The organism is Oceanobacillus sp. FSL W7-1281 (assembly GCF_037969835.1).
Classification (GTDB): Bacteria; Bacillota; Bacilli; order Bacillales; family Amphibacillaceae; genus Oceanobacillus; species Oceanobacillus oncorhynchi.
The window spans coordinates 680728-703546 of record NZ_CP150214.1 but is presented as its reverse complement, the minus strand read 5'-3'; the positions used below and the strand labels follow the sequence as shown (position 1 = coordinate 703546).

Here is a 22819-nt window from a genome sequence, read left to right as displayed (position 1 = left end):
AACGTACATAATTTTTATTTTATTATTGTTGCTTCCAAAGAATCAATTGACGTACGCAGACCAGCATCTACACTCATTGTTAAATCTTCCATTTCCAGCGAAACATACCCTTCATAGCCTGCCATACTTAGATTAGAGAAAAATTCCTTCCACCATTGCTGATCATGACCACAGCCCACCGCTACATAATTCCAGGTTCTGTCCTTTGTTGCTGTAACCGGAAGCGATTCTAATAGACCGTCTACATCAGCTAATCTGCTCTCAATCCGGGCATCCTTACCATGAACATGATAAATAGCTCCCTCTAGCGGACGAATAGCTGCAATTGGATCAGCACCCATGATAAATAAGTGGGATGGATCCAAGTTAATCCCAATGATACCCCCAACAGCTTCCCTTAATTTTAACAAAGTGGAAGCACTATAAACTAATTGGCTGGGGAATGCTTCTAATGCAATCTTCTCTATTCCATGCTTTTGAGCATAATCGGCAAATTCCTTCCACCAGGGAATAGCAACTTCATTCCATTGATATTCTAATACAGAAGGCATGTATTCAGGCCACGAAACAGTAGAAGTAATCCAATTTGGAAATTTATCTTCCGAACCGCCACCAGGCAACCCGCTCATCATTACAATTTTTTTCACACCAAGCTTTTCAGCTAAGTCAACCGTCTGATATGCTGTTTTCGTATGCTTTTCTCCTAATTCTCCAGGGCAAAGAGGATTACCTGAGCAATTCAATGCAGCAATTTCAATATGACGTTGCTTTAATTCCTGTTTAAATTCCTCTAACTTCTTTTCATCTTCCAATAATTCATTTGTAGAAACATGCGGACAAGGTGACCAGCCGCCTGCAGTCATTTCTACTGCTTCTATTCCATACTCCTTCACCTTGTCCAACATATCCGTAAAAGATAAATCGCCCAATACATCCGTACATAACGCTAATTTCATCATTATCTATTATCCCCTTTCTTCATATAAACTTTTCCTTCGCTTTCGTATGAATGATTTATGATTTATAATTTAAATGGAAACGGGAAGCAGGTAACCAGCCGCCCACTTCCCGTTTCATCAGCATCCATTCCTGTATCACTATGCACTATCTAATATTTTTTCAAGTTGAAATAGCCTAAACAGCTTGTCGCATAAGGTAAATACGTCATCTTTCTAACTTAAATGAAAATCTATTTCTCGTATGCGCTTCTTCATTTTTCATGACTATTATTAATTATGCATGTACACTTTCTTCTGTTTCATATTCAACCCAAACAGAGCCATTATCAGCGGAACGCACACAATTTTCAATCCACTGAACACCAGCAATACCAGCATCAATATCAGGATAAATAAGTTTATCTAATGTTGCTTCATCGCCACGGTTTTTCGCGTCAATAGCTACGGCAATTCTTAGATAAATATTTGCCCAGGCATCGGATAATCCTTCTTGATGCAGGGTGCCTAAACGTTCATATTCGCTCGTTAACTCATCTAGATATTCTGTTCCCCGCACCAAGGTTTGAATCGGTTCCCCTTGTACTTCATAACGCAATTCATTGGGTTTACTATCCCACCACTCTAAACTCGCTTTCGAACCAACAATGCGGATACGCTGGCCATCCATACATCCTGCATCCACAGCAGATGTCCACATTCTTCCAACTGCACCATTCTCATAATGCATTAATACATAAGCGTTATCTTCTAATGGGTAGCGGCTTCCTACAAAGCTTTGGCGGTCACATAATAGCTTTTTGATTTTCATTTCCGGCATAATCAACTGTGACATATAGTACGTATGCGTGGAAAGATCCCCGAGAACAAAGCTTGGTCCAGCAATTTTTGGATCAACACGCCATTTTTGCGCTGCATTCTTCTTATCTCCATCACCGGTCGCAGCATAACCATGTGTATACTGTAAATCTACTAAATGAATGTCTCCAATTTTCCCCTGTTCAATCATGGCACGCATTTGCAGGAGCATGACATTTCCTGAAAAACCATAGGTTACCCCAACAATTAAACCATTTTCTTCCGCCAATTGTTTGATTTCCACTGCTTCTTTTGTAGTAAAAACTAACGGCTTTTCACAAATTACATGAAGACCGGCATTCAAAGCTGCCATGGTAATTTCATAATGTGTACCATTCGGTGTTGCGATAGAAACAACTTCTATCCCTTCATCCAGTTTAGACTCTTCAGCAAACATTGTCTGGTAGTCCGGATAACAGCGGTCACTATCCACTCCCAGATTCACTCCAAAATCTCTTCCTCGTTCTGCGTCAATATCAAAAGCCCCAGCAACTAAATCATATGTCTTATCTCTTAATGCGCCTGTACGATGTTTGTACCCTACTTGCCCTGTTCTTCCGCCGCCTACCATTCCCCAGCGTAATGGTCTCGTAATTTTATTTTCTCCATTGATCATTTTTACACTCTCCTATACTTTTTATAAATTTTTAATATTTAATTTATTTGATTTTTTAAGTCATCACTTTTCTTACCAGTCCATATCTCTTCAATTTCTTCTAACGATTTATTCTTCGTCTCAGGAACAAACTTCCACATGAAGAAGAAAGCAAACGTACTTATCAATCCATAAATCAGAAATGCTCCAGGACCAAACATATCATTTAACGGCGGGAATGTAGTAGAAGCTATCCAGTTAGCAGTCCATAATAACATTACTGCAATCGCAACAGCCTGCCCTCTGATTTTATTAGGAAAAATCTCTGAAACCATTACCCAGGCAACAGGTCCCCAAGTCATTTGGAATATAGCAACAAACCCTAGAATAAATATTAATGTACTGACTCCTTCGATTCCTGCAAAGAAAAGGATAGCTACTGCACTTAAGCAAATGGCACAGCCCGCAGAACCGAACATTAATAAGAATTTCCTGCCTTGTCTTTCAATCAGCCAGATAGCAATAAATGAAACGACAATACCTATAGCTCCAACAAGAATCGTTTGCAGCATCGCAGTTGATTGACCTGCACCCAGACTTTCAAAAATACGCGGTGCATAATATAGGATAATATTTATACCTATAAACTGACATAACATTGCAATCGTCATACCAACAATTAATACTCGTTTACCATAATAGAGTAACCCAACTTTTTCAGTTTTCGTTTCTAACGATGTTCTTATGTCTTGAAGTATTTCACTTGCTGTTTGTTTTGATCCATTTAATTTTTCCAAGACACTATATGCCTTATCATAATCATGGTTTAGAGCAAGATATCTAGGTGTTTCAGGAATAAATAACAGAAGCAAGAAGAACAATGCCGCTGGAACTAGCTCGGAAGCAAACATAAGTCTCCACCCCGTATCATTTATCCATTCTGCAGTTCTGCCATTAGCAATGCCCCAGTTGACAACATATACAACGGTTTGGCCAAATACAACAGCCATATTGTATATAATTACCATCTTTCCTCGAATATTCGCTGGGCTCATTTCACTAATATAAACTGGCGCTATCGCTGAAGCTAAACCAACCCCGACTCCACCGATTATTCTATAAAAATTAAATGTAGCCAATAACGCATGACTCGGTTCACCCGCTGTAAAAAAGATTAATTCCGGATAAGCCGAACCCAGTGCAGATAAGAAGAATAAAATAGCTGCAATAACAAGCGTATTACGCCGCCCTATTTTATTAGATAACAATCCAGAAAGTAACGCACCTAAGATACACCCTATTAATGCACTAGATACAGTAAATCCATGGACTAATGAACCCAATCCCAGACTATCAATTAGGTACAATTGTATAGATTGTTCTGCACCAGCAATAACTGCTGTATCATAACCGAAAAGAAGTCCTCCTAAAGAAGCTACCATTGCGACAAATACAATATATGAACGATTATTATTTAACATAACTATCTGGTTCTCCCTCCTTTTATATCGTGTTAGAATAATTTTAGCTGTTTCAATAATGCTGTCTTTTTTCCTTATACAGCTACTTTGAAAATAACCATATTTATTCATTTCTTTTCCCCAAAATAATGTTTGCGCTTCCAACAGATTCTAAACTTATTCTTTTAATAGAGTATAAAATCTTCTGCCCCGCTGGGAAAAATAATTAAAGATTTAACCCCTCTTTCATAGATTTCAACGTTAATTCATTGGACCATTCAGGACGATCCGGATAAGCAAATACTGCATTTGTCACGATTCCATCAAACTTCATTTCTCTTAATTTTTTATATAGGGCATCAAAATTGATTTCTCCTTCACCAGGGTTTAAGTGCTGGTGAATCGTTACATTAGCACCTGGCGGATTGATAATATAACGCAGCCCAAATGCAGCTTTATGATTAAGTGTATCCGCAATGAGTACATGGTCCAGCAAATCGCCTGCTTCCTCCAAATGCTGCTCCACATCTCCAATACCATCATCATAAAAGAAAGCATGCGGTACCGAATATACTAACTTGATCCAATCTTTATCCAATGCACGAATCATACGAACCGCTTCCGTATTCAGTTCAATAAAATCATGCGGATGTGATTGAATATTTAACTTGATTCCTTCTTTTTCAAAAAGAGGCATCAATTGATCCATTGATTTCACAAACGCAGCTTCGCTGTCTGCTGGACGAGTTTTATCTCCGGCAAATTCAGTGTTCATTAGATCCACTCCCAGCTCAGAGGTGATTTCGATACAGCGCTTCCAATTTCTAACTGCTGCTTCCCTTACTTCCTCGATGGGAGAAGACCACTGCTGAACTGGAAGTACCGATGAAATTTTCACTCCAGCATCAGAACAATACCTCTTTAAATCTCTGATTAACTGCTTGTCCACTTTTGGATACTGGTTAAACCAGATAAAATCTTCCCTCGGAGAAAGCTCCACATATTCGTAACCTAATCTGGCAACATTTTCGATCGTATCTCTTAAATTGGTATTATCACGATAGTGTGACGGGTCATAAACTAAACGCATTTTATCCATCCCCTTTTTGTTTTAAATAGAATTAAAGCGCTGACATTTCAAATCTGCATATACCGCCAAACTTTCCTCCTTGTCTTTTAAATATGCTTCATTGTTCGCTTGCCTTTCTGATATGCATTTATCTACTATGTCGCAATAATTAAATACCATAAAATAATCAATATATAATCAGAAAGTAATTAATAGTTGTAATTATAGAATAAGGAATGACAAATGTCTTTATCTTATCCAGACGACTTTTGCATCATTTTTGGATTTTAAAGACATAAAAATACCCCTTTACTTCTGTACAAAGTGCGAAATAATGAGATATTTTATTTACTCATCTGTATATATAATTTTTTCAGAATCCATATAAAGAGTTCGAAAACGGCCGGGTGGCTCTCGCATGGTGTCGGTGAAAACCCTCGTAAAATAATGTACATCCATAAAACCTGTTTCTCTGGCAATATCTTTAATAGATAAATCCGTTGTTTTTAATAACGTTGCTGCTCGTTTCATTCGCTCTTTCTGAACAAACTTGGAAAAATTAATACCTAATTCGGATACAAATATTCGGGACAAGTGCCGACCAGATATGTGCAGATGGTTTGCAACATGCGAAAGCTTTAAGTCATTGGCTAAATTATCTTTAATAAATAATTTAGCTTGAGCAAGTAAAGATGAGGAATTTTCAGATATATTCACTTGACCATTGGCTTGTGGAGCAAACATTTGTAATAAGGAGATAATAAGGGAAGCAGACAAATTAGCTAACATACTTTTAAAAAAACTATTTTGGGACTTAATCGATTCCATCAGCAAAGCTTTCCAGAGTAAGTTAGCTGCCGTATCTTCTCCCGACTCCATAACCGTTTGCTGGCATCGCTTCACTATATCTATCATATTTATCCACTCTTCACTAGATTCTGATTCGATTAATTCAAATGCAACGTATACCAGCGCTAGCCCCTCTTTACTTCGTATTTGATGTAAAACTTCGGGTCTTGAAAAAAATATAATATCTTTATGCAGTGCATATTCACATTCATTCTCTAAATAAGTTCCTTTTCCATCAATTACATAACATATCTCCAAAAAGGAATGTTTATGCAAAGTAGTATCATAATGCTCCGGCACAGCACCCCAATAATGAACATGAAATGCTGCTCCGTTTTGCATTAAATGATGAGCATTTTGGTTTAGCACCTTTTTTCCTGAAACATATTTATGTAGATTCAAATAAAGTCCCTCCTGTTTTCTTTTCCGATGTATTTTCTCGTATACATTTTTTGATACTTAAATTATCTTAAAACATAAACTATAGTCAAGTATTTCCTTATACTGAAATACTTGACTATAGTTCTCCACGGTTTTAACGGATCACCTAGGCCTGCTGCTCCCCATGCTTCCGAAAACGCTGTTCTAATTGCTCTAATGTCAGCCCTTTGGTTTCCGGCAAATACCTTGCCGCAAAGGTAATCAATAAAATTCCCAAAGCAACAAATACTAGGAATGTGACAGATAAACCTGTTTTATCCAGCAATACCGGGAACCCTAAACTAATTAAGAAATTAAAAATCCACATACAGAAGACTGCAGTTCCCATTCCTATACCACGGAAACGAGTCGGGAATATTTCGGACAGCATCAGCCATGTTACCGGAGATATAGCACCTTGTTGAAATGCAAGGAACGTTACCGTTAATGTTAGGACAACATAAGGGAGTGCAGAAGAATCAACAAGCACATTTCCAAATATCGCAATAAGAAGCAATGCACTGGTTGTTCCAATTTGTCCAACAATCAGCATAGGGCGCCGGCCTACTTTTCCAAGGAGCCAAATTCCAAGAAAGGTTGCTAACACCGAGATAACTCCATTAGCAATATTTGCTACTAAGGCAGCCTGCGTAGCAAACCCTGCATCCCGGAGGATCTGTGTTCCGTAATACATAATCGAATTCACGCCAGTACCTTGCTGCACAAGTGAAATACCAATTCCAAGGAATAAGATACGTCGTACCCATTTTAGCTGAAGCATGTTCTTAAATGTTGTTTTTTCTTTCTCATTTTCTTGCGCAAAGGATTCTTTAATCTCATTCAACTCAAGCTGTGCTTCTTCCTCGCTGCGAACTCTGCGAAGAACCTCCAAAGCTTCATCTATTCGATTTTTTGATACAAGCCAACGAGGGCTTTCTGGCATTTTTAACATTCCAAAGAATAACAATACTGCTGGAATCGCTGCAATTACTAACATATAACGCCATACTTCTGGAATAACATCTGCCATGTTACCGAGTATTGCATTAACAATGAAAGCTATCAATTGTCCTGATACAATCATCAGCTCATTGATGGTAACTAATTTCCCCCTTCTGTTAGCGGGAGACATTTCAGCTAAATAACCAGGCACTGCTACAGAAGCTCCCCCTACGGCAACTCCTAATGCGAAACGGGAAATGACCATAACTGTTATGTTAGGGGCAAGTGTACAGCCAAGCGTAGCAAAAAAGAATAACAGAGCTAAATAAACAATATTTTTACGACGTCCTAAATAATCAGCCAGCCGGCCTCCTGTCACAGCACCAACTGCAGCTCCAAGCAGAAGCGCACTTGCTACCAATCCTTGTGTAAATGAGTTTAAATCAAGTGATTCGGCCATAAAAGGCAGCGCACCGTTGACAACACCTGTGTCATACCCAAAAAGAAGCCCGCCTAATGTCGAAACCATAATAACCTTAATTAAAAATGAGTTTTGTTTTGTGTTCACTTTCTTTTTCCTCCCTTGAAGATACCCCTTTAAAGCGCACACTAAATAAAGCGCTTACAATCAGATTCAACCGCTTTCTTCATACATGGTTTATCAACCAGTTTTTTTAAGGGTAATATCAAGCATACAAACTGTTATGTACACTTGATATTACGAAGATATTTTTTACAGACTATCCATTAACTCAGATGTAAACCTTCTTTAATAGATTCCAACGTTAATTCATTGGACCACTCCGGGCGATCCGGATATGCAAATACTGCATTTGTTACGATACCGTCGAACTTCATTTCTCTTAATTTCTTATACAACGCATCAAAATTGATTTCTCCCTCGCCGGGATTTAAATGCTGGTGAATGGTCACATTAGCACCGGGAGGGTTGATAATGTAACGCAGCCCAAATGCCGCTTTATGGTTCAATGTATCTGCAATTAACACATGGTCAAGCAAATCGCCTGCTTCCTCCAAATGCTGTTCTACATCACCAATACCATCATCATAGAAGAAAGCATGCGGCACAGAATAGACCAACTTAATCCAATCTTTATCTAACGCACGAATCATACGGACCGCTTCTGTATTCAGCTCAATAAAGTCATGCGGATGCGATTGGATATTTAATCTGATTCCTTCTTTTTCAAAATGAGGCATCAGCTCATCCATTGATTTGACAAAGGCTGCTTCGCTTTCTGTCGGACGGGTTTTATCTCCAGCAAATTCTGTATTCATCAAATCGACACCTAATTCAGAGGTAATTTCGATACAACGCTTCCAATTTCTAACTGCTGCTTCTCTTACTTCTTCTATGGGAGAAGACCATTGTTGAACAGGAAGTACCGATGAAATTTTCACGCCGGCATCGGAGCAATATCTCTTTAAATCTTTGATTAACTGCTTATCCACTTTTGGGTATTGATTAAACCAGATAAAATCCTCTCGCGGTGATAACTCTACATACTCATAACCTAACCGGGCAACATTCTCAATTGTATCTCTCAAGTTGGTATTATCACGATAATGTGATGGATCATAAGCTAAACGCATCCTATTCATCTCCTTTAAAAAAATTATTCTAATAATATTTTTGTTTCATCACCTTTAAACAGTATGTTCTGCTTTAGCGTCTTCATAAAAAGCTGGCTGTTCAGGCATTTCTATTGGAACGATTTTTCCTGTTTGTTTCGCTTCAATACTTGCATCTGTTGTCACCGCAACCACATAGCCATCCCATGCTGACGGACCATGCACCTCACCGTTGACCGTAGAATTGATCCACTCTTGTAATTCAACATCATATGCTTCGATAAAGCGTTCTTTCCAGTTTACTAGAATATCAGTGGAAAGCTTGGCTTGACTGCGCATTTGAAGGCTTGGCGGTTCCGGTAAATTAACTATGCCTGTCTCCCCGACAACCTGACATTGAATATCATATCCATATTGACAGTTAACAAAAATCTCCGTATCGATACGAATCCCTTTTTTCGTTTCTAATAATATAATAATCGGGTCTTGCAGCCCTTCTTCAGCAAGGTTTGTTCTTCTTGGCTGGATAACCTGTGTAGAAACATAATCATCCTGAATCAACCATCTCAGCACATCAATTTCATGCACAAACGAATCCGTAATTGCCATATCACCGCTAAAATTTGTAACAGAAGGTGCTCTATGTGCACAATGCAGCATCAACGGCTCACCAACCTTGTTATTATCGACAGCCTGTTTCAACGTACGATATCCTTTATCATAACGTCTCATAAAACCTACCTGTACCAGCTGTTTCCCATGCTTCATCTCAGCTTCCACTATTTTCTTACAGCCCTCCGCTGTTGTCGCAAGCGGTTTTTCACAAAATAGAGGTTTTCCAGCTTCAATAGAGGCTAACACAAACTCTTCATGAGTTGGTCCCCAAGATGTGACAATGATTGCATCTACTTCATCCGCTTGAATCAAATCATGACCATTATCGTACACTTTCGCCTGCAGACTTTCGCGTTCCACAACTGCATGTGCCTGTTCACTATTTACATCGGTTACAGCGACAATCTCTCCTCCTGTCAGAGAGTGTGTAATTCTATGAATATGATCCTGTCCAATTGCTCCTGTTCCGATAACACCTATTCTTAAAACCATAAAAGTTACCTGCCCTTCCTTTATTGGATTAACATACCGATTACTTTTTAGAAGCATCACTTATTTATTCTTTATATGGATAAACAGTATGTTGAATGCGTTTTCTTTTTATAGAAGAATGAAGCTTGCTCTACTCACAAACAAATAGCTTTCCAATGATAAGTGATACATTCCTTTTGTACAGCGTATATTACATTTTTTGAAACCGATTACTATTTCAAAAAGAATTAATAAATAATCAAAATATACCCATAAAGTAATCATATCTATTGGTATATTATAGAGAAAGATATTTAAATTGTATTTGCATAATTCAGCCATTTTTTTGCATTTTCAGGACATGGCTAGGAGGGCAGTTCAAGGTTAGTAAAGAAATATCTGGCATTCGGAGGATATATTTCGCCGGTAAAAGAAAATCATTAATTATTTCTTTCCTATCCAAAGGAATATAGGCCAGTACTTTTTCAAAATCAAAATATATTTGAAGCATTCACTTCATTTCATTAAAAAACTCTTTTCCAGTTTTTATATTAGGAAAGAGTTTTTTAATACATGTATATATTGTTTTAGGGAAGATTTTGTATTTACCTTATTCAGCCTTCCTTAAATTCAGATTCCACCGTCCCCTGATATATTTTTCTATATTTCGCCGGAGGAGTTCGTATAATCTGCGTAAATACTTTTGTAAAATAATGCAGACTGGAAAATCCACATGCCGTCGCGATATCTTTAATCGACATCTTGGTTCCTCGTAAATATTCCGTAGCTAAGCTCAGACGCTCCTCCTGTAAAATCTCTGTAAATGTCTTGCCCGTCTCCTCTCTGATCAACCGGGACAAATGGCGCTTCGAAACATAGAAGTCATCGGCAACCTCTGATATTTTGAGATTTTTTTGCAGATTATCCTTTATATAAAGATTCACTCGATAAACTAAAACCTTTCTTTCATCAAAATCATCATCATTATCTTTTAAACTGGATTCCTGTTTAGGTAACGGGTAAAAGGAGTCGAATATAGCAGGCAGTAAATTAGAAGCAAGCTTTTTAAGCATATCTTCTTTCCATCGATGTTCTACATCTATCGCAGACTGATAGAGCGCGTTCCACAAATAAGCATGTATCGTTTCTTCTTGCGAATGGATGACAGGCTGCGCTTGTTGCTGCAAATCTTGTATATAATTTCTCCATTCCTTAGTTGATTCACTTTCTTTTAATTCAAATGCAAAATATAAAATCTTCATCCCTTGCTCGCTAAAGAGTTGGTGTTCCTGATTAGGCCGCGTCAAAATAAGGGAATGCGGAGACAGCGGGTAACTTACCTCTCTTTCCTGGTATTCTCCAGTCCCACCAAGTACATAAGATACCTCAAAAAAGCTGTGTACATGCGCTTTTGTGCCAAAATGACGCTGCCACCCGCCCCAGTAATAAACTCGAAATTCTGCTCCATAGATCGAAATGGAAGTAACATATTTATTTAAATCTTTTTTTCCTTCAAATAGATTTTTCATCCTTTTATACAACCTTTCCCATGCAGTTATAAAGCTCTGGAGCATCTTAAAAAAGATAAGAAGCTTTTTAACAGCAGCCGGAATCAAGCGTTGTCAAGCATATTTAGATATCATCCAATTCATATTAATAACAAGCTTTTTATCCCATTGTGTAAGAACAAACAGAGGCTGTCACCTAAATAATAAGTAACAGCCATTCATTTCATGCGGCAGCTTACAAAGCGAAAATATCACTGATCGCTTTATACTCTTCATCTGAAATAGCAACATCTAATGTTTGCAGGTTATTTTGCACTTGCGAGCCGTTCTTTGCTCCAGGAATAACAACATCGATGGCATCATTAGCCAAATACCAGGCTAATACTAGATGAGGGATTTCCACCTGTTTAGCTGCAGCAATCTCTCGCAGCTTCTCCACCCTTGCAAGGTTCTTCCGGAAATTCTCTCCTTGAAAATGGTCAAAACCATTGCGTAAATCCCCTTCCGGAAACGTCGTATTTTCATCGTATTTGCCAGCAAGCAATCCAGAAGCAAGCGGAAAGAATGGAATAAAGGAGATGTCATTTTCTTTCGTATAATCAAAAAATGTTTGCTCCGCATCTCTTTGGATCAAATTATATAAATCTTGGACGACATCCACATAGCCGTCTTTGTTTGCCTCTTTTAACTGATCCAATGAAAAATTGGAAACACCGATAGATCGAATTTTTCCTGCGTCCTTCAATTCTTTCAATGCACCAACCGCCTCATCCTTAGGCGTATTTTCATCGGGATTATGGATATAAAATAAATCAATATAATCTGTTTGCATACGCTTTAATGCATCATCTACAGCTTGCTTTAAAAATGCCGGGGAATTATCAAACTGCACCTCTCCATCTACAAACTTATGAGCAGCCTTTGTGGCGATGACTACTTCTTGACGCTTGCCCATGTCTTTCACGACTTTTCCTACTAACTCTTCCGAACAACCCGGTCCATAGATAAAAGCAGTATCTAAAAAATCTACGCCGTGATTAATGGCATCCCGAACCATATCCATTCCTTGTTCATCCTTGAGATTCGGGTATAGGTTATGACCTCCAACTGCATTGGTTCCTAATCCTATCGGGTTAACAAATAAATCTGTTTTTGCGATCTGCACTTTTTGTACCATGTGTATTCCTCCTCATCTAATCTATGAATGAATGCTAGCTGCGATAGATTTCAGTGTCGTTTCTTTTGCTTTTCGAATCACTTCCTCCGCAGGCATTTGATAATACTCCGGACGGAACAATTCAACAGAGACAATATCTTCTTTATAACCAATCTCTTTTACTGTCTGCAGCAACTTCTCCAGATCAATGACACCTTCCCCAGGCCAGACACGATGTTCGTCTCGAAGTACTCCGACTGGATAATCCTCTGTATCATCGATATGTAAAATAAAGATTTTCTCTCCATCCGCCTTCTTCAAAAATTCAAAATCTGAATTCATTGCATGAAAGTGAAAACAGTCAAAAACTAACCCGACACTTTTTCTGTCTACCGTATCAATAATATCATAAGCCTGTTCAAAGGTATTAATTGTACATTCCGGATGCCCAACAAATTCCAATGCCACCTTCACATCTTGTACTTCTGCTATATCCGCGAATTGGTTCAACATGTTGACTGCACTCATTTTAATATCTTCCTTAAGAAGTGCCTGATCAGTTACTAATGGCACTACGACCACATAAGCAGCTCCCAGCTTACTTGCATTATCTACCATCGTTTTAAATTCTTCGATGACTTGTTCCTCGTCCTCGCGGTTATTAAAATATACCAGCGCATTCAAAGCAATTGGTTTAATATGATGGGTTTGGAAATAATCTTGTAATTCTTCCATTGAATGGTCTCGCAAGTATTCAGGCAATTTATCCATCGTGCGTATTTCGATATAATCGTAGCCATGCTTCTCACAGTATTCGAGATCCTTGGCAAGATTTGAATTCTCTAATGTTGTTGCTTGGTTATAGCAGAGTTTCATTATTTATCCTCCTCGTAGATAATAGGCTTCCTATCACATGTTTGCTTTGTATTGATATATACCTTTTATTAAAGCGCTTGCATTATTTTTGGAAATATAATGCAACCTATGAATGATTGCAATAAGTTACTATTATCTTCTTGTGAATTTATTGTTATATTTTTCAGTCTAAATCAAGGAAGAGGATAAATATTTATAATTTGATGCCTATCTTTTGTATTATGGAGACAATATTCCATTTAGTCACTGGTATTTTAATCGCTTTATAGAAGGAAACCTTCATACAAACTTGATAAATTTAAGAATGAGATAAAAAAAAAGCGCATGAACTTGATTTGCGCAAGTTCACACGTTTTTCATTACGTGGATATTTTTACATAAAACAGATATAGGTTAAGTAATTATTTAAACGTCATCGTATACGCCTTCTGAAATACCTCCCCGGCTTCTAACCGGTTAACTCCAAACTTCTCTTTAAAGACTCCCGTCGTATCATGCATATCCGCAATACCACACCAAGGCTCGATACAAACAAAGGGCGCAATACTATTATTATCTTCATTATATTTAGACCAGATTCCTACAAACGGAAAGTCCGTAAATGTAACCTCTACGCCACGGTCAGATATTGCTGAGACAAGCTCAATACGATCGATATGATTGTATATCATAGCATCCTTTGCAAATAGCTCTGGCTGCATAGTTATGTCAGGAAGCTGATTACGGACTCCCTTCTCATGAACCAACGCATTTTCCAAGCCATATTCCATTACCTCTTCATTGGGAGCAGGGGTAAATTTCAATTGGTAATCATCTAATCCTTCATCTTCCAAAAGCGGGATTCGAAAAGCGGGATGTGCGCCAATTGAAAAATACATTTCCCCGCTGTTATTGTTTTCTATTTTCCAATCAACAGAAAGTGAATCCTGATTAAGAGAATAGGTAATCGTTGCTTTAAATTCATATGGATACATATCCTTAAAACGTCCATCGGAGGCTACTTCAAATGCAACTTGCTCTGCCGAATGTGAGCTTAGTTTAAATTCAACATCTCTTAAAAATCCATGCTGAGACATGTCATATGTTTTTCCGTCTAATTGATATTGGTCTCCTTTTAAACGCCCAACAATCGGGAACAACACCGGTGAAACACGTCCCCAATAGGCACTGTCTCCCGTCCACATATAGCTTAAGTTATTCTTTTTATGCTCGACAGCCCGTATTTCAGCACCATTACTTTCTATTTCAACTTTTAGCCAATCGTTTTCTATGATTTGTTTCACTGTGGTTCATCCTTCCTGGAGTTAAAGAGTTGGTGGAGAAGTGGTTATATACTTTATCTTAATGTTTGGGGAGTGGGGTGTCTAGTTTGGCTTTCCGTTATATACTTTCTTGTTTTGAAGTGGTAGAGAATTGTTGTGGTTAAATTGTATTTAGAACTTATTGATTTTGATTGACAAACAGTAGAAAAAGACACTAAATAACTCCCTCGGAAGGAAGTTTCATTTTATGAACACCTATTATTAACTATTTCTTTTCTACATCCCCAGAGCGTTGATGTCGTTTTCACAAATCCTAAAAAGGCGTATTACTTTTTGTTCATGTAGACTGTTCTTTTCTCTTTTTGATAATTCGCATAAATGTAATAAGCAACAATTTTCATGTAGTAAATAATAACCTCTCCACGAAAACTGTTGCTTATAAAGCCTAATTATTAGGCTAACATCAAAAGCAATTACTTTAAACTCTTTATTTGCTTGTATAGTTCTGAACTTCCGTAAAAGTTGGAATGGCTTGGTGCCCACCTGTTCGTGATACTTTTATTCCTGCCGCTTTATTTGCGAATCGGGCCGCTTCAACTAAGTCATCCATATTTAATAAAGCACTGGCTAAGGCCCCTGCAAAACAATCCCCTGCCCCTACTGTATCAACAGCTTTAACCGGTAACGATTCAATGAAAACTGGCGTTTGATTTTTATAAACAAGAAGGCCTTTTTCACCCATTTTTACAATGACATCCTTAACGCCTCTATAATTAAGCTGCTTAGCTGCATCTATTGCCGTTTCATAACTATTTACTTTTATATCTGTTATTTGTTCAGTCTCTTGATTATTAGGTAATATCAAATCACAATATTGAAAAGCTTCTTCAAAAATACCTTCAGCAGGAGCTGGGTCTAGGATGACATACATCCCCTTCTTTTTGGCAGCTTTCATAGATGCAATAATGGAATCTTTACTTGTTTCCATTTGAACAAGCAGAATTTTAGAATCTATATTAGCAAAGATATTGTCAATTTCTTTTGCAGTTATAGCTTCATTCGCCCCCATTGTACCGACCATTGTATTTTCTCCAGTTTCATCAATCATCGCAACAAATGTACCTGTTCCCTCCGTCTCCGTTGTTAACAAATAAGTTGTATCTACCCCATAGTTATGTAAATTTGATATAACTTGATTACCAGCCGGATCGTCACCTACTTTCCCTACCATACAAACTTTTTTATCCATTTGTGCTGCAGTTACTGCTTGATTAGCACCTTTTCCTCCAGGGGTCATTATAATGCTTTCTGCAAATTGTGTATGTCCATAATCAGGAAACTTTTTTACGTCCACAATAACATCCATATTTATACTACCAACAACAACAATATCGTAATTCATACATCTTACCTCCAAGTTTAAACAAATAATTCTCTTGTAATTGCAACGTTTTCTTTTAAAGTGTGATTACTATTAAAGACAGCGCTTGTCCCTAGCACATACATTGTTGCGCCCTGTTCTTTACAAGTTGGTATAGTCGCTGCACCAATATTCCCATCAACTTGTATATCAATGGGGTGATCATTGATTATCGATTTTACCTCTTTAATTTTATCGTACATAGCCGGGATAAATTGCTGACCTGCAAAGCCAGGATTTACTGTCATGAGAACAATATAATCAATAAGTTCTAAAACGTGTGATAGGGCCGATACAGGTGTAGCTGGATTTAATGCAACACCAGCCTTAATACCATAATCTTTAATCTTTTTTAAAGTACTATGCAGATTTGTTGTTGCCTCAGCGTGAATAGACATATATTCCACTCCACAGCTCGCAAACAAATCAATATGACGTTCTGGTTCCTTCACCATAAGATGGATATCCAATGGTTTTGAAGTATAAGAACGTATTGCTTTAACTAAATCAGGGCCTAATGTAAAGTTTGGAACAAATTGACCATCCATAATATCAATATGATAAAAATCAACATCAGCTTCATCTAGCTGGCGTATATCTCTTTCCAAATTACCTAAATTTGCACACATAAGTGACGGTCCTAATTTATATGTCATTGTTTTTCCTCCTAAAGGGTTGATTGTCTAACGATTAACTCAGGTTCCAAAAAAAATTGTTTTCTTTCTGTTTCCTTAGCGTCTTCTTTACTGTTAATCAAACGAAACAATTCTTTAATTGCTATTTGTCCTATCTCATCTTTTCGTTGGTCAACTGTCGATAATAACGGAGAGGAATAAGCTGAAAAAACAGTATTATCATAACCAATAATTCGTAAATCCTCTGGAATACGCAGACCGTTTTCCTTACATGCACGCATTGCACCAAATGCCATTGCATCATTCGAACTGAAAATACAATCAACTTTCTGACCTCTCTCCAGTAATGATTTTATGGCCTGATAACCGCTATCCATCTCAAAATCACCGTAAACAACATTCAGATTCAATGGTTTTTCGTATTTATCCAACACATCATTTAAACCATTCAAACGATCAAGAGAACTCTTTTCTTCTTTCGGTCCTGAAATAAAAACGATATTTTGATGTTTTGAATCATGCAGTAGATGTGCAGCTGCTTTTGCAGCACCAATTCGATGACTAACAGAAATGGATGAGTAAGGATGTTCAAAACTAGCTCGATCGATTGTAATAATTGGTATTCCACTCTTCTCAAGCGTATGAAGATCTTTTGCAGTAACCTTAAGTGAATTAATGATTGCTCCAGCAACATAGTTATCTGCCATTGCTTCGAGATAATACTCTACCTTCTCTCTATTATCATCGCTATTGCATAAATATACTTGAAAACCCATTTGATTTGCAGCCATTTCTATTTCTCGAACCAATTCTGGAAAAAATGGGTTATTTAATGTTGGAATTAACAATGCAATCAAATTTGATTTTTTTTTAGATAAACTTTTTGCAATTGAGTTTGGTTTGTAGTTCATTTCTTCAATTATCTTGTTTACACGAGCAATCGTCTCAGCACTAGCTGCACCCTTATTATTTATAATCCTTGAGACTGTAGCAACTGAAACTTCTGCCTTTTTTGCAATATCTCTAATTGTGACCATATCATTCCCTCTTTTACGTAACCGGTTACCAACATAGTAATCGCTTTTTTTATTTCCGTCAATAATTATTGTTGTATTATCTGTTATTATCTGATAGATTAAAGATACCATATCGAATCTTTTTACGTAACCGGTTACTAATATGTAAAAAGGTGAAGGTGTTTTTAATGTTTGATTGGCTAAATACAGCTTTTAATTTTTTTATTAACCTAGGTGCTCCAGCAATGATGTTTATTATCATTACAATTTTATCATTGTTTGTTGGAGTAAAAATTTCTAAATCACTTGAAGGCGGTATCCGTATGGCTATTGCACTTACGGGTATGAGTGCTATTATATCACTACTAACAAGTGCATTTGGACCTGCCTTAGAAAGTTTTGTCGAGTCTACAGGAGTAGAACTCTCGATAACTGATCTTGGTTGGGCCCCCCTTGCAGTTATTACATGGGGTTCTGTGTACACGCTTTATTTTGTGTTTATTTGTATTATCGTAAACATATTGCTTCTCATATTAAAGAAAACTAAAACGCTGAATGTCGATATGTTTAACATTTGGAATCTTTCTGTTATCGGGCTTCTCATGATGTACTATTCAGGTGATAACTTATTATTTACATCTCTTTTTATTGCCTTAATCTATGCATTCATGCTTATAAACGCTGATGTGATGAAGCCGACGATTAATGAACTTCTTGGCTATGACTCTAGCAATATCACAACTACAGCACATCCATCACTTCTAATTGCACCTGTTGTATTTGTGTTTAATAAAATTATTGATAAAACTCTCCCTTCTATTGATAAGTATGATTTTGATGCTGAAGCTCTAAATAATAAAATTGGTTTTTGGGGGAGTAAGTTTGCTATAGGCGTTTATTTAGGTGTATTCATTGGTATACTTGGTAGACTTACCGCTGAAGAGATTTTCACCCTAGCCTTTACAGCTGGTGTAGCGCTAGAATTATTTGCCTTTGTTGGAGGTTGGTTTGGGCCCGCCATTGAGCCATTATCTAATGGTGTTACTCGTCTTATGAGCGAACGCTTTCGTGGACGAAAGTTGTTAATTGCAATTGATTGGCCAATCCTTGCTCAACGTGCTGAAATTTGGGCAGTAGCCAACGTTCTTGCTCCTATTCTCTTACTCATTGCGATTATTTTACCAGGAAATAATGCTTTACCTTTGGGCGGTATATTATTAACTGTACTCGCTCCTGCTTTACTTATCATTACAAAGGGTAAAGTCGTTCGAATGACAATTATCGGAACCATCCTCATTCCATTATTTTTATGGGGAGCTACTTTGATTGCTCAGTTTGTGACCGAGACATCTAAAGCAATGAATAATTTCCCTGATGGTTTATCCGAGAATACACTCATCTCATCTATTGACTCTGATCCAATAGAGAAAATGTTGGCTATCTTATTTGGACAAGCAATTGAAACTGTAGATATTAGTCTTATCATTTATTCTGTAATAGGGTTATTTGTATACATTTTGCTATTCCTTTGGTATTTCAAAGCAATGAAAAAACAAAATGTGGAACAATATGGTAAGACTGAAGATGAATAAAACTTTTCCTCTTAGTTAGAGTTTTGATTATTCTAATAATTAGCTGGATTGAGTTTGGTATTCTACTAAACTTAATCCAGCTTTTTTATGTTCATGTTTGTACGAGTAGGGCCTCATATTTTATAGTTTATAAGCTTGTACGATGATTTTTATGCTTAACTTTTCATTCAGTTCGGTACTATCAATAAGTTTGTGTAAATTAATAGGATATCCTCTCCATTGGGATTTATTTTCAGACACCTTCCCCGGGTACCTGGGGAAGGTGTCTGAAAATTAGTTTAATTATTCTCTATTCCCCGTAACGTTCTTCAAACATGCCTTGTAATGCTTGATAAGCGCTTGCGAATCCTTTTAATTTTCGTTCTCCCCATCGTTGGTTATAATCATTTACTTGAAGATATACCACTTTTTCTGTTGCTTTCTCACTTGGTAAACTGTTCATCGTTTTGGTACGCTTCTTGATTTCTTTCATGGTCCGTTCAATGATATTCGTCGTGTATATGACACGCTGAATGGAAGAAGGGTAGTCTAAAACCTGAGGAGCACATCTAGATCTTCTTCCCACGATTTCACGACTTTTGGATGTTTGGATTGCCAAACCTTTTTAAATGCTTGAAATCGCTCTTTTGCTTCTGCTTTTGTACCTGCTCATAAATTGGTTTTAAATCCTCTGCAATGGCTGTCTGATCCTTTTTACGTACCGCGTTTAACGCATTGCGGACTTTATGCACCACGCAGCGCTGGACATCCGCCTTGGGATAAACTTCTTTCATAGCTGCCCCCAGGCCTGGAAGTCCGTCAAATACCCCAAGCAACACTTCCTCTGCTCCACGTTCATATAAGTCTCTTAAAATTTCTTTCCATCCTAGTGAACTTTCCTGTCCGCTTACATAAATTCACTCAAATATTTTACACAAACTATTTTACGTCATCATCCCCCCATATATATTAATTAAACTTGTACAAATCCTTACTACGTCCTGTTATTGATTACAATCAAATTTTAATAAATGTATTTATTAATGTAAAAGCCATCTTGTTTCAATAAGTTCTTGAAAAATAAAATACTATCATTACGATTCAGAGAAACCAATACAAAATCCAATGAATCCAATTTAAGCCTTGACCTGAAATGCTTTTCATACATTATGGTTTACTTTAAGGAGGAGATAAAAAATGAATAAGAAAAAAATCATCTTTTTTGATATTGATGGAACATTGGTGACAGAAGATAAAATCATACCTGAAAGCACAAAAAAAGCCATCCAGTATTTACAAGAGAAAGGGCATTACACGGTGATTGCTACTGGGAGGGCGCCTAATATGTTTCAACATATTCAAAAAGAATTAAATATTTCCTCTTATATAGCTTTTAATGGCCAGCTAGTGGTATGTGACGGAATCGAGGTTCATGCGGAATCATTAGATTCAACATTTATTCATGATATTACAACATTTGCCGCTCAACATAACCATGCAATTGGTTTTGGAAACCATAAGGATCTTACTATTACACATGCTGACCATCCACTTGCGAAGGATAATTTTTTACAATTAAAACTGGACTATCCTGCAGTTGATCCAGATTATTATAAGCAGAACACAGTAAATCAGTTAAATTTATTCTGCACGGAACAAGAAGAAATCATCTATAAAGAAAAATACACAGATTATAAGTTTGTTCGTTGGGGATACTTTGGAGCAGATGTATTGCCTGCGGACTCTTCGAAAGCTATAGGAATTCAAAAATTTATCGAGTATGCAGGTGCAGCTATGGAGAATGTCTATGCCTTTGGGGATGGTGAGAATGATATAGAGATGCTGTCATCAGTAAAAAATGGCGTTGCTATGGGAAATGCAGTCAGTGAATTAAAAGACGTCGCTTCTTATGTCACAACAGATTGTGATCAAGATGGCATTTTATATGGATTACAGCATTTGGGGCTTATTGAGCCATCATTTGAAAATGATTATTTCGATTTGTTTAGAGAAAAAATTTAAATAAAGTTGGGTAACTGGTCGCCAGTCTCTTTTGAGTAACTTCAAAGCATGGAATGATGAACCATATCGTTCTATTAATAAAATGCAGTCATGATTCCTTAAATAACTGGTTTTATGACTGTTTTCATTTTTTGAAGAATTATCGTGTAATTTATTCCTTTTGTTTCTGTTAATTTAATAGGATAAGAACTTAAAACAAGGGCATACAACGAAAAACCACCATCCAAGGAGAATAGATGATAGTTTTTCGTAAATAGCTTCTTCTCAAATTATATGTGTTATGATTTCTAGACCAGCGCTATTAGATGGAATATCCACTTCTAAAGCACCAATAACCATAGTATTTCTTACACATATGCTGCAATCACCTTTTCATTTACCAAAGTATATATCCAAAAACTAACAGGAATGTCGGTCATTCTGCATTATTTCATTTTATAATCCTGTTTTAAAATCAATTCCTGAAAGATCTGCTTCCTCTTCCTCTTCTTCCACTTTATTCTCTTCATGTTCTTTAACTGCCGGTTTCCATACAGATAATGTAATACCTGTTGCAATAATTCCGACACCTAAACAAAGCAGAAAATACATTGGCTGAATCATCAAAGGGACCACCAGTAATCCGCCGTGAGGTACGGTGCTGCCTACTCCAAGTGTCATGGATAAACCGCCGCCGACTGCCGACCCTAATGAGCAGGAGGTAACGACACGGATGATATCTCTTGCAGCAATAGGAATAACACCTTCTGTAATCATACATATTCCCATCGGAACCGCAGCTTTCAACGCTTCTTTTTCCATTTTTGTGTATTTATAACGCGTTATCAAAAAAGACAAAGCAATGCCAAATGGGGGAACCATAGAACCGATAAACTTAACTGCCTGCGGTCCATAAACACCATCAACCAGTAATCCATCTGCAAAAAGAGACATTGTCTTATTTACGGGACCACCAAAGTCAAAGCTTGCCATCGCGCCAAGAATAGAACCCATAATAAAATTGGATCCACCTTCCATATTCTCAAGCATTGTTAATAATGTACCCTGCAAAGCAGATATAGGCTGTCCAATGATAGTAATCATTAGGAGCCCGCTGATAACGGTTGTAATTACTGGAATAATCATTACCGGCATCAGCCCAAGCATGCTTTTCGGTACTTTAATATATTTTTTGACCAAAAGGACGACATACCCTACTAGGAAACCACCGATAATTCCACCTATAAAACCACTTTCGATTTCATTCGCAATAAAACCGATGACGAGCCCAGGTGCAAGCCCGGGTCTATCTGAAATAGACATGGCTATAGCTGCTGAAATCAATGGAACCACTAACGTCATACCCCAGCCGCCGATTTGATTTAAATAAAAAGGAATTGTCCCTTCCTTCTCTGCAACATCAATACCGCCAAATATTTGGCCTAATGCTATACATATCCCCGCTGCTACGATAAGCGGAATCATATAAGATATTCCTGTAAGTAAATGCTTCTTGATTACAACACCAGCCTTTTTCACCATTTCC

Annotated in this window: 18 protein-coding genes and 1 pseudogene; 2 read left to right on the top strand and 17 right to left on the bottom strand. The window is 37.3% G+C overall.

Translation table 11 applies throughout. From position 1 onward, the window contains the following. Positions 1-14: 14 nt before the first annotated feature. From MKX55_RS03540 to MKX55_RS03470, 15 genes are all read right to left on the bottom strand, one after another. Positions 15-956, bottom strand: a complete 942-nt coding sequence (locus tag MKX55_RS03540; protein ID WP_212928719.1) for a sugar phosphate isomerase/epimerase — start codon at positions 954-956, stop codon at positions 15-17. Between the two features lie 277 nt (positions 957-1233). Then, on the bottom strand, positions 1234-2430 hold the full coding sequence (locus MKX55_RS03535; protein WP_339236087.1) for a Gfo/Idh/MocA family oxidoreductase: 1197 nt from the start codon (positions 2428-2430) through the stop codon (positions 1234-1236). A gap of 38 nt (positions 2431-2468) precedes the next feature. Next, positions 2469-4001 (bottom strand): sugar porter family MFS transporter, encoded by a 1533-nt coding sequence (locus tag MKX55_RS03530; protein WP_339236085.1) that lies wholly within the window; start codon positions 3999-4001, stop codon positions 2469-2471. A gap of 94 nt (positions 4002-4095) precedes the next feature. Then, positions 4096-4959, bottom strand: a complete 864-nt coding sequence (locus tag MKX55_RS03525; protein WP_339236083.1) for a sugar phosphate isomerase/epimerase — start codon at positions 4957-4959, stop codon at positions 4096-4098. Between the two features lie 327 nt (positions 4960-5286). Then, positions 5287-6189: an AraC family transcriptional regulator gene (locus MKX55_RS03520; RefSeq protein ID WP_339236081.1), complete on the bottom strand. Its 903-nt coding sequence runs from the start codon at positions 6187-6189 to the stop codon at positions 5287-5289. A gap of 145 nt (positions 6190-6334) precedes the next feature. Further along, positions 6335-7717, bottom strand: a complete 1383-nt coding sequence (locus MKX55_RS03515) for a sugar porter family MFS transporter (protein WP_339236078.1) — start codon at positions 7715-7717, stop codon at positions 6335-6337. Between the two features lie 179 nt (positions 7718-7896). Further along, the gene (locus tag MKX55_RS03510) at positions 7897-8763 is read right to left on the bottom strand and encodes a sugar phosphate isomerase/epimerase family protein (RefSeq protein ID WP_339236077.1); all 867 of its coding nucleotides are present in this window, start codon (positions 8761-8763) and stop codon (positions 7897-7899) included. A 54-nt stretch (positions 8764-8817) separates the two neighbouring features. After that, on the bottom strand, positions 8818-9849 hold the full coding sequence (locus MKX55_RS03505) for a Gfo/Idh/MocA family oxidoreductase (RefSeq protein WP_339236075.1): 1032 nt from the start codon (positions 9847-9849) through the stop codon (positions 8818-8820). A gap of 593 nt (positions 9850-10442) precedes the next feature. Next, complete coding sequence (locus MKX55_RS03500; RefSeq protein WP_339182488.1) at positions 10443-11357, bottom strand: AraC family transcriptional regulator; 915 nt, start codon at positions 11355-11357, stop codon at positions 10443-10445. Positions 11358-11571: 214 nt separating this feature from the next. Then, positions 11572-12513 (bottom strand): aldo/keto reductase, encoded by a 942-nt coding sequence (locus tag MKX55_RS03495; protein ID WP_339236073.1) that lies wholly within the window; start codon positions 12511-12513, stop codon positions 11572-11574. 21 nt (positions 12514-12534) lie between these two features. Continuing rightward, on the bottom strand, positions 12535-13368 hold the full coding sequence (locus MKX55_RS03490) for a sugar phosphate isomerase/epimerase (protein WP_339236071.1): 834 nt from the start codon (positions 13366-13368) through the stop codon (positions 12535-12537). Between the two features lie 401 nt (positions 13369-13769). After that, positions 13770-14651: an aldose 1-epimerase family protein gene (locus tag MKX55_RS03485; protein WP_339236069.1), complete on the bottom strand. Its 882-nt coding sequence runs from the start codon at positions 14649-14651 to the stop codon at positions 13770-13772. A gap of 466 nt (positions 14652-15117) precedes the next feature. Then, the gene (locus MKX55_RS03480) at positions 15118-16032 is read right to left on the bottom strand and encodes a ribokinase (protein ID WP_339236067.1); all 915 of its coding nucleotides are present in this window, start codon (positions 16030-16032) and stop codon (positions 15118-15120) included. A gap of 17 nt (positions 16033-16049) precedes the next feature. Beyond that, positions 16050-16706, bottom strand: a complete 657-nt coding sequence (gene rpe / locus MKX55_RS03475) for a ribulose-phosphate 3-epimerase (RefSeq protein ID WP_339236064.1) — start codon at positions 16704-16706, stop codon at positions 16050-16052. Between the two features lie 11 nt (positions 16707-16717). After that, positions 16718-17722, bottom strand: coding sequence for a LacI family DNA-binding transcriptional regulator (locus MKX55_RS03470; RefSeq protein ID WP_339236062.1), 1005 nt, complete (start codon positions 17720-17722; stop codon positions 16718-16720). A gap of 167 nt (positions 17723-17889) precedes the next feature. Between MKX55_RS03470 and MKX55_RS03465 the strand changes: the two genes are divergently transcribed. After that, a complete protein-coding gene (locus MKX55_RS03465; protein ID WP_339236060.1) occupies positions 17890-19293 on the top strand; it encodes a PTS transporter subunit IIC in 1404 nt (467 codons plus the stop codon). Between the two features lie 289 nt (positions 19294-19582). On the opposite strand, the pseudogene MKX55_RS03460 reads toward MKX55_RS03465, so the two are convergent. After that, a pseudogene (locus tag MKX55_RS03460) lies at positions 19583-20186 on the bottom strand (transposase); the annotation flags it as partial. Between the two features lie 283 nt (positions 20187-20469). Here MKX55_RS03460 and MKX55_RS03455 point away from each other — a divergent pair. Then, a complete protein-coding gene (locus tag MKX55_RS03455; protein WP_339182434.1) occupies positions 20470-21294 on the top strand; it encodes a Cof-type HAD-IIB family hydrolase in 825 nt (274 codons plus the stop codon). A 435-nt stretch (positions 21295-21729) separates the two neighbouring features. Here MKX55_RS03455 and MKX55_RS03450 read toward each other — a convergent pair whose 3' ends face one another. Continuing rightward, a complete protein-coding gene (locus tag MKX55_RS03450) occupies positions 21730-22815 on the bottom strand; it encodes a PTS fructose transporter subunit IIC (protein ID WP_339236058.1) in 1086 nt (361 codons plus the stop codon). Between the last annotated feature and the right edge of the window lie 4 nt (positions 22816-22819).